Genomic DNA, 12,022 nt, shown 5'->3' with positions numbered 1-12,022 from the left:
TTAGCCCAACAGACGACAAACCGTTAGCTAATCGTCTAAGTAATCAAGTTCTAACTCACTAAAAACAAGAAAATTCAAAGGTACTATAGTTAGAAAAAGCAACTGAGCTTTTAGATGAAATAACAAAGTCTTTGGAAGTTTAGGGTAGAAGGAAAATGTTTGAAAAAACAAATAGTAAGCCTAATATATTAAATAGAGATATCAAGGTAAGCAGAAGTTCCATTATGCTTACCTTGATATTTCTAGCTATAGTTCTTCGAGTATACACCGCGTTCAATTATGAGGTTAATTGGGATGAATTCTACTATCTGTCTTTTGTTCATCAGTTTTTAGCTGGAGAATCGATAAGTAGCTTTCAAACATTCCATGTGCATGTTTTCACTTGGTTAAGCTGGGTATCCGATAATGAGGTTAACCAAATCATTGTTGCTCGTAATGTTATGCTGTGTCTTCAAATTGCTACAGGATTTTTTATATTTAGAATTTGTCGTAGACACCTTGGTAGATCCGCTTCTCTATTTGCGGTTTTAGCTTACTTTTCATTTTCATTTGTAATTAGGATGGGAGCTAGTTTTCGGACAGACCCTATTGCAACTTTTTGCTTAATGGCTAGTTTAGATTATCTGCTAAAACTAGAGTATTCTTTCAAACGAACATTGATTACTGCATTGCTTACTGCCATAGCATTCCTTATAACACTAAAGTCTGTATTTTATCTTCCTACTATTATCCTAATTTCACTTTTATCCATTGTACAATCTTCCCAAAAACGTAGAACTAGCATTATCCTTTCGCGATATTTTATTTTAGTCACGTTACTGTTTTTATCCCTATACTTTTGGCACTCACAAAGCATTACATCAACAACCGAGAACGATGCTATATCAATGCTAAGTGGGGCAAACAAAACACTAAACCATAATTTATTTTTCCCTCGAGCTAATTACTTTATATATACATTAGGAACAGACTTAGGCTTTTGGTTTACTTTAGTTTGTGGCGTTTACTTCTGCCTATCTTCAACAATTAAAAATAATAATATTGAAATAAAATTAGATTACTTAAAGCTCATGACTTTGATACTTCCTTTATTATCTATTCTTATTTATCGTAACGCATTCCCCTACTTTTATTCATTTATATTAGCTCCTTCAGCAATTTATTTCGGCCTAGCTTGGGAGGTATGGAATCAAAGAAAAACTAGTAAACGATACATGAGAATAAGCCGTGGGGTTGTTTTTTTGTTTGTTTTTAACCTAATATTTCAAAGTATTTATTTGAAATATTCCCGGAACTTAGATTATCAGTATCATTTTATTAATGTTGTTCAGAAGATATTTCCTGAACCTGTCGCCTACATAGATAGGTGCTCTATGATCTCATCATACCCTCAGAAAGGCTTTTTCATGAGCTCTTGGGGGATGGATAACTACTTAATAGCAGGACAGCCTATACTTAAGCTTGCTATTGAAGATCACGAACCTAAATTTTTGATCGTGAATTCAGAATACCTTGAGTTCATTCACAGCGAGAGCAGTGTGGGATCAATCTATTTGGCTCTTTTAGAAGAAGATAGGAAAGCTATTAAAAACAATTATATAAGTCACTGGAATGAACTCTATGTTGCAGGTAAAGAGTTGCTGTTAACTCAAGAGGATAACGCCGTGACGTTTACCTTAAATATCTCTGGTAATTACACTTTGGAATCAGATTCAAAAGTAATCATAAATAACAAAGTTATCCACCCACAAGAAATCGTCGCTTTATCAAAAGGAAAAAATACTATTAAAATTTTCGAAGATACAGGTACATATACACTTCGTTGGGGGGAGAATTTATATAGGCCTAAAGAGAGCAATCGAGAATCTCGTATGTTTAGCGGATTTTAAACAAACCAGAATAAATAGAGGTGGCAAAATTGAAACTAATTGTTCAAATCCCTTGCTATAACGAAGGAAGTAACCTCAAATCAGTAATCCGAGGTATACCGGAAGAGATCAAAGGTATAGATAAAATCGAGATACTTGTTATAGACGATGGTTCTACAGATGATACGGTTGCTATAGCGCAACAGTTAGGCGTGGATTACATAGTAGAGAGCACGAGAAATAAGGGTTTAGCCCACGCGTTTCACCTAGGGTTAGAAACCTGCATAGATAAGAAAGCTGATATCATTGTTAATACTGATGGTGACAACCAATACAATGGCTCTGAAATCTCTAAGTTAGTCGAACCCATACTGAATAAGAGAGCTGATATTGTCGTCGGAAACCGAGGTGGTTATAACAATAAACATTTCTCATTTTTCAAGCGAACCCTTCAAGTGTTAGGTAGTTATATCGTGTCCAAAGCGACCGGCTTAGACATAAAAGACTCAGTCAGTGGTTTCAGAGCAATATCAAGATCAGCAGCACAACAAATAAATATAGTATCAGAGTTCAGTTACACGATTGAGATGCTTATTCAAGCTAGTGCGAAAAAGCTCGGTGTAATCTCCGTTCCAATCCACACTAACGAGAAGACTAGAGAGTCTAGGCTATTTTCAAGTATTCCTCACTTTTTAAGGATGTCTATTTCCACATTAATTCGTATCTACACAATGTACAAACCCTTGCGTGTGTTCTTTATTTTAGGTGCCATAATGGTTGCCGTTGGTGTATTACCCATCATTCGTTTCCTATACTTTTTCATGGAAGGGGGTGGCGATGGCCATATTCAGTCCTTATTACTCGGCAGCACATTATTAATACTTGGGTTTCTCACTATGATTGTAGGATTTGTCGCAGACCTAGTAAGCTTCAATCGCAAGTTAATGGAAAAACTGCTGTACCGAATCGAGAAACTAGAGGATAGGTTAGCGAATGAAAAATCAAAAATATCAAAGTAACCGTCTAAGGGTTTCGCTTGGTGTCTAATATACGAATACAGGTAGAGAAACTAGGTTGGCTTATATCTATATCGCTAATTATATGGTTTTGTTATCAGTCATCAATTCAATTATCAATTTGGTACACGATTAATTGGAGCTACGATCTAATATTAGTCCTAGTCGGAAGTATTGCTCTTTATAGCTGGACGTTAATAAACGGTGGTTTAGTTAGCTACTACCTACTGAAATCCGTAGGAGAAAGTAGAGGTAACATAACTCAGGTCGTTTCAATAAACCTTGTAGCTCAATTGGCAAAGTACTTACCCGGAAACATAGCACACCATATAGGGCGCGTTGTGTTATCTGAAAAGTTAAGAATGAAGCGAAGTAAAATTCTCTTGAGTATGCTTATCGAAACCATTTGGGTAGTTGGAGTTGTGGTTATCTTGACCCTATATCATGGGATCCATCAAGGGAATGACTTCATTCACGAATCATCCATACAAACACACGTACTTATACTTAGTTTGACTATTACCACTATTGTCTTTGGACCGAAGATCTTTCGGCATTCGTTTGTTCGCCTGTATGCTTGGTTTCTATCAAAACAAGACGTGGCACAAATAGACGAACTTAAACTCCCTACGTTACCAATTGTGATGGTGAGTTTAGTAACATATTTATTTAACTATTTACTATTGGGCGCGGTAATATCTTTAGTTGGAGGAGCACTGTTTGACCTTTGGGAACTCGATATATTGACACTAGGGAGCATTTTCGCGGTCGCCTGGATTGTTGGATTCTTCACCCCCGGGTCCCCTGCTGGGATCGGAGTTAGAGAACTTGTTCTGGTTAGCCTACTTAACCCAATTTACGGTTCAGAGGTTTCTTTAGCGATAACCATGATATTGCGTCTAACCACTATAAGCGGAGATGTTACAGCCTGGGTTATCGGTGCTTTTATGTGGTCAAAGTCTTATACAGAACCCTAAAACCGAAGCTAACCTCCACCAGATTCGATAGACCAAATACTTTTCGGCTTGCAACTCTAAAAGCACGTAACCCGTAAAAGGTGCAACATTGTTCCTATAAACGACTCTTTTATAGTCATCAATCCAGTTCCCTTCCACATAACAAGGCATAATCGAACAAGAACCACTCACTAAGTAACTGATTAGGTTACATAGCTATACATATCCATACTTACCCAAATCGCCTTTTTCACTATCATCATTTTCTTGTTATTGGTCAGATTATTGGAAGGGTTCATGACACGACTGTGTTCGAGCAATCCTTCTTCTTTGAGGTGATTATGAATGTCGTTCGCATGGGGATTGAAGCAAATACCCATAAAAATAAGGGTAAGTACAAAGCGATACTTAAGTTTACTATTCGAGCCCTGTTTTATTATTCAGCTACTCGAAAAATGAGTGATAATTTCAACTCTGAAGAGAGAAAGTTATTATTTATCAAGCAACCCAACTTCCTTTCTAAATTTGTGACTCCCTACTTATGTACTGGCTTTAGCAATAAAGAAAAGATCGATATCTTATCCAAACACTACGACTGGTTTGAAAACACCTTCGCAACAGAAGCTAGACACCAAATCTATAACGAAAGGCTCAATCTTTTAAAACTTGAGATAGATGACAACGTTTATCTGGTTAATCTCAGCTTCGAAAGAAACGCGAGAAAAGAAGGTGAACTGACAATTTCATTGACCAACTCTCAACTCGAAAAAATGTATACCCTTTCGTTTACTGTTTTCGACAACAACATCTACATCGGCGGTATACAGGGTGGCGCCAATGACAATGGATTTAGCCGCACATTCACCAAAGCTTTTTACGGTTTAAGACCTAAATCCTTCATGGTAGAAACACTACGACTGCTCGCTATTAACTTGGGTATCGACAATATCTATGCGGTAAAAGAGTCTGGTCATGTCTCGAACTCATTACGCTACGGTAAGAAAAACAAAGACATCAGCCTTAAATACGACAGTCTGTGGGAAGAGCACGATGGACAGGTGCATGATAACTATTTCTATCGTCTCCCGACAAACCCGAACAGGAAAGATCTTGAAGCTCTAAAACGTCAAAAGCGTAAGTTGTATCGCGAGCGTTATGCCTGGCTAGATCTGTATGAACAAGATCTGAAGAACGTAATCAGTCAGCACATCCATGATCCTGTTCATTATGCTCATGACAGTTAATTTGGCTAACCTGTACTCGACTCGCTAACGCGTATTACCTTTACTAGCGTGCTTTAGTCTAATCACAGCCCTTGGACCAAACGCTCAATCCCGAGGTGATAGCTTTAAAATAAATATTAGACAATGCTAATTTACATCTTTATAGTATCTAGGTATTTCGAAAACTACTCAATCGCCGGCGACCAGCCAGTACTGATCATTAAGAAGATACAAGCTCTATGCTCGGCAATTTGTATAGTTAAACTTAGAGACAGTAATAGGTAAACGTATGACTAAAATTGTAATCATCGGTGGCGTAGCTGGAGGTGCTTCAGCTGCTGCACGCGCTCGTCGTCTTAGTGAAGAAGCCGAAATCATAATGTTTGAACGAGGACCATTCGTCTCTTTTGCCAACTGTGGATTGCCATACCACATAGGTGGCGATATCGAGGATAGAAGCAAGCTTCTGTTACAAACACCTGAAAGCTTCTTAGCTCGCTTCAACGTTGACGCACGAGTGATGAACGAAGTTACCTCTATTGAGCGCACCAATAAAACCGTTACAGTCAAAAATCTTGTTGATGGTAATCACTACAGCGAGAGTTACGACTTCTTATTACTCAGCCCTGGAGCCGGTGCCGTCGTTCCTCCCATCTCAGGAATCGATAACCCCCTAACCCATTCACTACGCAATATTCCAGATATGGATCGCATCATCGAAACAATCCAAATGAATAAACCTGAGCACGCGACAGTTGTTGGCGGTGGCTTTATCGGCTTGGAAATGATGGAAGCGTTTCATCAGCTTGGGATCAAGACTTCGTTGATTGAGATGGCTGACCAAGTAATGACGCCAGTAGACCGGGAAATGGCCGGCTTTGCCCATGCGGAGATTCGTGACAAAGGCATCGACCTAAAACTCGGCGTCGCGCTTGAGTCTGTGAAATATATACCTAACGAACACATCGCAAGTTTTGATTCAGGCGAGAGCGAGAAGCACCAACACATAGAGGGTGAATTGGAATTAACACTTAATAATGGCGAGTCATTAACTACTGATATCTTAATCATGGCTATCGGTGTGCGTCCTGAGACTAAGTTAGCAAAAGAAGCAGGACTTCAAATTGGCGAACTAGGTGGTATCTACACCAATGAAATGATGCAGACTAGCGATCCTAGCATCTACGCTGTGGGTGATGTGGTCGAAGAAAAAGACTTTGTCACAGGTGCACAAACTCTAGTTCCGCTTGCTGGCCCTGCTAACCGTCAAGGTCGTATGGCTGCCGACAACATGCTCGGACGCAATGAAATCTATCAAGGTACACAGGGCACAGCTATCTGTAAGATTTTTGACCTAGCCGTTGCCTCAACAGGGAAAAACGAAAAACAGTTGAAGCGTGAAGGCGTCGACTATGAAAAAGTCTATGTGCATACCGCAAGCCACGCTAGCTACTATCCTGGCGCTGAGATTGTCTCGTTCAAGATGTTATTCGCCCCTAAGACAGGGAAAATACTAGGTGCGCAAGCCGTCGGTAAAGATGGCGTTGATAAACGCATTGATGTTATGGCAGTAGCTCAACGTGCAGGTATGACCGTTGATCAGCTTCAACACCTTGAATTAACCTATGCACCACCTTACGGGAGTGCCAAAGACGTGATTAACCAAGCCGCATTTGTTGCCAACAATATTATTAAAGGTGACGCGACACCTATTCATTTCGATGAGATTGCAACATTAAGCGACAACCAACTCCTACTCGATGTTCGTAACCCTGGCGAACTAGAAAATGGTGGCTTTATTGAAGGCGCAATCAACATTCCTGTCGACCAACTGCGTGATCGAATGAGTGAGCTCCCAGCAGACAAAGAGATTGTAATCTACTGCCAAGTCGGGTTACGTGGTAACGTGGCTTATCGCCAACTCGTCAACAACGGCTTTAAAGCACGCAACTTAATCGGTGGTTATAGAACACTCATGTATGCAAAAGCTTAAGGATTAATACTTAGTCGCCGGTAATGGTGCGCGGACACTTACGGGCTAGTTGCTAGTTGCTGAGAGAAAGTCGCTCATAAATAGATGCGAGTAGTTAATAGTAAACATTGAAAAACCGAGCTTGGCATTTAAGTAAGTGCCAAGCTCTTTTATTACTCGTACGAATCAATAAAGGCTCGGAGTGCTTGCTGGTCGACAATTTCTAACCCTTGGTCTCCTTTTCTGATGAAACCTTTGTCTAATAGGTCTTTAACCGCTCTTCGATACACTCTGCTCGATGTGCCAAAACGTTCCGCTTCTTGATTCACTTTATCGAAACCACCTAACACGGTATTTGTTTGGCTTTGAACCAATAAGTCGTAGGCAATGTTGTAGGTAATTGAGTGTAAAAGACGGTTAGTGTAAATGCCCATAGAGTCTTGATAATCTTCCGCTAATGCAGAGGCAAAGAAGAACATCATCTCCGGGTTTTCATGTAGTGCTTCTGCTAGTTTCTGAATGCAAATGACATCAACTTGCATGTGTTCGTCAGCCACTACGTTCCACTGACAAGGTGTCTGAGTGAAAAACTCCATCTCACCGAAGATATGGTAATCGCAATTCACCTCACCCAATTGAAAGCGTCGCCCATTAGCTGCAGAAATACTCATAGAGACTCTCCCTGCGGGCACTACATAAAGATACTGAAGCTGCTCACCTTGACGTAGGATTTCATCGTTTTGATTAAAGTAACGAGAGTTAACTTGGTGTTGGTAGATGAGATCTCTAAATTCAGAGCTTTTTTGTTCTAAGTAATTTTTAAAGCGTCCGCTTGAGTATGGTGCAATCTTCATACTTACTCTCTCATTGCATTACTGCTGTTTATATTCAAACGATTGTAACCACTTAAACCACAGGAGAGAACCCAATAAAAAAGCGACGGTCTCCCATCGCTTTTGTCTTGTATTTATTCAGGCTCTTATTGAGTAATTAATGCTTCCAGTGCCGCTAATGATGCTAGCCGCTCTCCTTGCATCATTGCCTCTGCCTCATCGACATATTGCCCAACGCCCTCCTTTACATCTTGTTCGTACAAGACAACATTGTTCAAGATAGAAGCTACATTAAGCCCTCTCAAGCGTCCCACGGTAAACAGCGCGGATGTTTCCATGTCTGCACCTAAAATGCCTTTGCCATTCCAGTACTGACAAAGCGCCTGCTCGTCATCGGTATAAAAACTGTCGTGTGAGCGTACCGTGCCCAAATAGTAAGGTGTTATTTGCTGCTGCAAGAACTTGTCTAGCTCTTTAAGCAGAGAGAAGCTTGCATAGGCGGGATACGACGGCTTAACGTAAGCGGTAGAACCACCCTCATCGCGAACCGCGCCCTCTGCAATAATTAGCTCACCAAGCCTGATATGTGACTGCATCGCACCTGCAGACCCTACTCGGATGATATGAGTCACACCACAAAACTTAAGTTCTTCTACCGCAATGATCATTGAAGGTGCGCCAATACCAGTGCTGCAAACTGATATCGCTTTCCCTTGATAAGTTCCAGTGAACATTCGATACTCTCGGTTCTCAGAAACCATCTCGGCATCTTCAAGCAAGCTCGCGATTCGATTCGCTCTATCAGGCTCACCACAAACAATAACTAACGGAGCAATTTGCGTTTCATCAACGCCGATATGAGGTTGCTTTGCCATCTTCACTCCTAAGAAGCCGTTGCTTGAGTTAACGATTTATCACTGTTTCGTTTAGCTGTACGTGCCCACTCACGAGTACCGTTTGCCGCAATAAACATTAAGATTGCGTATTGAACAGACATTGCGTACACACCCTGCGTCGCATAAATACCAACACTGATAATGTTAATCACAATCCACAGTATCCAGTTTTCAACATACTTACGTGTCATAAGAACTTGAGCAACAATAGATAGAATAGTCATCGTGGCATCCCAGAATGGGAACGCATCAGGTTCAAGTACTGGTTCCGTTAAATCAGCACCAAATAGATTCAAGCTATCAACCGCGATGTTTGCCAACGCAAAGAAGAATGGGTCGATATACATTGTGAGCAGTGCAATCGAAATCGCACAGGCTGCAGCCGTTGCCACCAGCTTATTTTGACTCAACCAGCGAACTTCTAGCGTTTCACCTTGCTCATTAGGGCGTGTCCATGCGTACCAGCCGTAAATGTTGGCGCAGAAGAAAAAGAGTTGAAGCAGTAACAGTCCGTATAACTGAATTTGGAAAAAGATAACCGCAAATAAGGTGACATTCAGTAACCCGAACAGGTAATTAATGGTTTTTTCTTGGCTTGCAAACCAAATGCAAAGCAGGCCAAACACCGTGCCGAATGATTCGATCCAGCTCATTGCATAGCCATCTCCTATTGGGATATTGACTAGAGTATTGTTGATATCAAGTAGGGCGAATAGATCCATCGGGGTGTCCTTTATTATTTGATTTTTGTAGCACCTATCTTATTGCGCCGATAGAAACAAAGAGGAGGACATTTGTCCCCCCTAGATTGCATGCGATCATAAATCAGAATAATAATTCCGGAAAATCAAATTCACAGAAAGGTGTCATCGCCCTCCCAACAGTCTTGAACTCGAAACTCCAACAGCAGAACAAATCACTTCCAAAAACGAAACTTTAGCTTACTGGCTTTAAGCTGATATCGCGTTGACGGTTACGTTTGAGAAGCGCATGCTTTTATCTCGAGCAGAATCGTTGTCTGGCGTGTTAACCGTGTAATCGCCCCATAACTCGTTCTGTCCAACGTACCCAATTGAATGGCAGGTCACATGAATAAGATTGTTATGTTAGTAATGGGGCTGTTTTTTACCAGTCGATTGTTTGCCAGTATTGTGCCGCATGTTGGTCAACTTGAGCATGATGCGCCTATTCTCCTTCGCTCGGCATTGATTGTAGGGGTTGCGGCTTACGCGGTTTGGAGTGCATTTAAATACTTCAAAAAGATCAAGGCCTCAGATTCAGATCAACTGTAACGGCGAAAGTCCAAAAGCTTTTGAATAAGCCTCTAATTTCGATTACTGATCTGCGAAATAATCGACCAAGATTTTACGCCACTTTCGTGACTCACGAATCTTCAACAGGGCGCGGTTAATCTCTTCTTCGTACACGTTATTTTCAGTGATTATGAAACCGTAGTTGGACTTTTATAACTGATAAAACAACACCGCTATACCAAGCTTAAGTTTGATAGCTAGAAACTGACATAAACTGACTTTGTGCCGACGAACATAACTTTCCGCACTGAGTAATTTGGCTTTCTAGGAAGTAGATATTACGTCTACTTTTCACCCACTGGGCACGAACTTCCAGTTCTTGACCAATCAAAATCGGATGATGAAAACGAGAGGTTAAACTCACCGTCATCGCCTTGATATCATTCTGAAATAGACAATGCAACATCGCGCTGTCATGCAGTGTAGTGACAATGCCACCTTGCATGATGCCATCGTAGCCCTCAGTTTTATCTGTTGGTACAATCTTGGCTCTGGTTTTATATTTAGCTACTGCCTCATGCTTAGTTAAAGTGTCATGCTCGCCAATAGCTTCAAAACAAATGGCGCTGTCGTTGAAAAAACCTTGGCTGCACACTTGGCAACGCCGATGATTGTGTGGAAAGAAAACCTTCATACTTACCTTTACCCATAGATTGCTAGAGATTGATATGGCTCGACCAAAAAAACATCGCCAGTTGTGTACCCGTACGGCTTACTCTTGTTTTAAGCCCAATGGTGTTCCTATGGACGAGCTTCATAAAGAAGAATTGCTATTGGAAGAGCTCGAAGCCTTGCGCTTGGCTGATCAAGAAGGCCTGAGCCAGCTTGAAGCCGCTGAACAAATGCAGGTGTCTCGCCAAACGTTCGGCAACATTATCAAGCGTGCACGAGCTAAAGTCGCCAAGTGCATCGTCAATGGTCACGCGTTGGTGATTCAAAGTAGTTAATTAACGTGTTAGCCAGAAGTTATTTAACTCAGTGAGCGAGAACTCTGATGCTTACTTCGATACTTAGCTTGATGGCTCAGTAATCTGATACAGCTTTTTACTTTGCCCTTCACACACATCCTTGCAATTGCATTCACGCTCAATATCTAACTGCGCCAATCCTCCACAGCTGCCTTTGATTGGCTTGCGCGAAAAAATCACGCCTATCGCCATCAATGTAACGACTCCGACAAACCCCAATAGCGTCAACAAAAAGGTCATTGTCGGAACCCTCGAATAGCACCTAGCTGATTAGGCTGTACCATTAGAATCGAAGCTTGTTTTTTGTGCCCGTTTTCGCCGCACGTTTTATTGCCACACCCACTATTTCTCGGCTCGCGACCATAATCGAGATCGGTCACTTCCCGTAGATTGTCGAAATCCAAAGCCCCGATTTCTGCCTTACCTGTCGATGCCAAGACTCGAATATCGTTATTGAACAAGTGCGCCAGCATCTTCTTACCAATATAACGAACCACCACAGATTTCACATCGTAAGAACGGAGAACCGAAATCCATTGCTTCTTTTTATTGCAAGAGGTGTCGGAGTCAATCAAAGGAACAATCTGTTTTATCTGTCGTTGTTCATCGACAATCGCGATCTGTGGGGAACGAGCAAAGTGGTTGCCAACATGAAGGTCGCGACAAGGTACTGCGTATAACATAGTAACTTCCTGTTATTGATGATCAGGAGTTCAGCATACGCCCCATTACTGGCATATGCCAATAACTATCATGTGAAAAATAAGATTTACTGGATCGATAACTAAGATCACAAGCACCCAAACTTAGCGTCATCTTCAGCCTCTCTCAGTTACCTTTCAAATAACCATATATACTAGGGGGTAGTATTTTTACTGGGGGTATTTTTTGCGTTGTTAATGCCTGTTATCAAGAGCCAAGCTCAAACCCATTACAAAAAGGCCTCGCACAACCGAGAGCTTAATCGACTATTCAAC

At 41.2% G+C, this 12,022-nt stretch carries 12 protein-coding genes and 1 pseudogene; 6 read left to right on the top strand and 7 right to left on the bottom strand.

The features are described 5' to 3' along the window. Positions 1-155 precede the first annotated feature (155 nt). The 4 genes from ACED41_RS03130 to ACED41_RS03115 all read left to right on the top strand — a co-directional run bounded on the left by ACED41_RS03130 (position 156) and on the right by ACED41_RS03115 (position 7,056). On the top strand, positions 156-1,889 hold the full coding sequence (locus tag ACED41_RS03130) for an ArnT family glycosyltransferase (protein WP_371724452.1): 1,734 nt from the start codon (positions 156-158) through the stop codon (positions 1,887-1,889). 29 nt (positions 1,890-1,918) lie between these two features. After that, complete coding sequence (locus ACED41_RS03125) at positions 1,919-2,887, top strand: glycosyltransferase family 2 protein (RefSeq protein WP_371724451.1); 969 nt, start codon at positions 1,919-1,921, stop codon at positions 2,885-2,887. Positions 2,888-4,181: 1,294 nt separating this feature from the next. Then, a complete protein-coding gene (locus ACED41_RS03120) occupies positions 4,182-5,084 on the top strand; it encodes a VirK/YbjX family protein (protein WP_371724450.1) in 903 nt (300 codons plus the stop codon). 268 nt (positions 5,085-5,352) lie between these two features. After that, complete coding sequence (locus ACED41_RS03115) at positions 5,353-7,056, top strand: FAD-dependent oxidoreductase (RefSeq protein ID WP_371724449.1); 1,704 nt, start codon at positions 5,353-5,355, stop codon at positions 7,054-7,056. A 152-nt stretch (positions 7,057-7,208) separates the two neighbouring features. Here ACED41_RS03115 and ACED41_RS03110 read toward each other — a convergent pair whose 3' ends face one another. From ACED41_RS03110 to pnuC, 3 genes are all read right to left on the bottom strand, one after another. After that, positions 7,209-7,889 (bottom strand): Crp/Fnr family transcriptional regulator, encoded by a 681-nt coding sequence (locus ACED41_RS03110; protein WP_004734820.1) that lies wholly within the window; start codon positions 7,887-7,889, stop codon positions 7,209-7,211. Between the two features lie 125 nt (positions 7,890-8,014). Further along, complete coding sequence (locus tag ACED41_RS03105; protein WP_017077947.1) at positions 8,015-8,743, bottom strand: nucleoside phosphorylase; 729 nt, start codon at positions 8,741-8,743, stop codon at positions 8,015-8,017. Between the two features lie 8 nt (positions 8,744-8,751). After that, positions 8,752-9,486 (bottom strand): nicotinamide riboside transporter PnuC, encoded by a 735-nt coding sequence (gene pnuC, locus ACED41_RS03100; protein ID WP_229650224.1) that lies wholly within the window; start codon positions 9,484-9,486, stop codon positions 8,752-8,754. A 366-nt stretch (positions 9,487-9,852) separates the two neighbouring features. Here pnuC and ACED41_RS03095 point away from each other — a divergent pair, with 366 nt between their 5' ends. Next, positions 9,853-10,056: a hypothetical protein gene (locus ACED41_RS03095; protein WP_371724448.1), complete on the top strand. Its 204-nt coding sequence runs from the start codon at positions 9,853-9,855 to the stop codon at positions 10,054-10,056. A 42-nt stretch (positions 10,057-10,098) separates the two neighbouring features. On the opposite strand, the pseudogene ACED41_RS03090 reads toward ACED41_RS03095, so the two are convergent. Further along, positions 10,099-10,227: pseudogene (locus tag ACED41_RS03090) on the bottom strand (ABC transporter substrate-binding protein); the annotation flags it as partial. Positions 10,228-10,261: 34 nt separating this feature from the next. After that, on the bottom strand, positions 10,262-10,711 hold the full coding sequence (locus ACED41_RS03085) for a PaaI family thioesterase (protein WP_102320058.1): 450 nt from the start codon (positions 10,709-10,711) through the stop codon (positions 10,262-10,264). Positions 10,712-10,745: 34 nt separating this feature from the next. Here ACED41_RS03085 and ACED41_RS03080 point away from each other — a divergent pair, with 34 nt between their 5' ends. Beyond that, positions 10,746-11,024, top strand: a complete 279-nt coding sequence (locus tag ACED41_RS03080; protein ID WP_029235478.1) for a DUF134 domain-containing protein — start codon at positions 10,746-10,748, stop codon at positions 11,022-11,024. Between the two features lie 63 nt (positions 11,025-11,087). Here the strand turns inward: ACED41_RS03080 and nqrM are convergent, their stop codons facing one another. Both nqrM and ACED41_RS03070 read right to left on the bottom strand, forming a co-directional pair. Next, positions 11,088-11,285, bottom strand: coding sequence for a (Na+)-NQR maturation NqrM (gene nqrM / locus ACED41_RS03075; protein WP_017059103.1), 198 nt, complete (start codon positions 11,283-11,285; stop codon positions 11,088-11,090). Beyond that, the gene (locus tag ACED41_RS03070) at positions 11,282-11,728 is read right to left on the bottom strand and encodes a NifB/NifX family molybdenum-iron cluster-binding protein (protein WP_017059102.1); all 447 of its coding nucleotides are present in this window, start codon (positions 11,726-11,728) and stop codon (positions 11,282-11,284) included. The genes nqrM and ACED41_RS03070 overlap by 4 nt, the downstream gene beginning before the upstream one ends. Positions 11,729-12,022: the final 294 nt, after the last annotated feature.

The sequence above is a fragment of the Vibrio sp. 1F255 genome, from assembly GCF_041439145.1.
Classification (GTDB): domain Bacteria; phylum Pseudomonadota; class Gammaproteobacteria; order Enterobacterales; family Vibrionaceae; genus Vibrio; species Vibrio crassostreae_C.
This window is presented reverse-complemented; position numbering and strand designations above follow the sequence as displayed.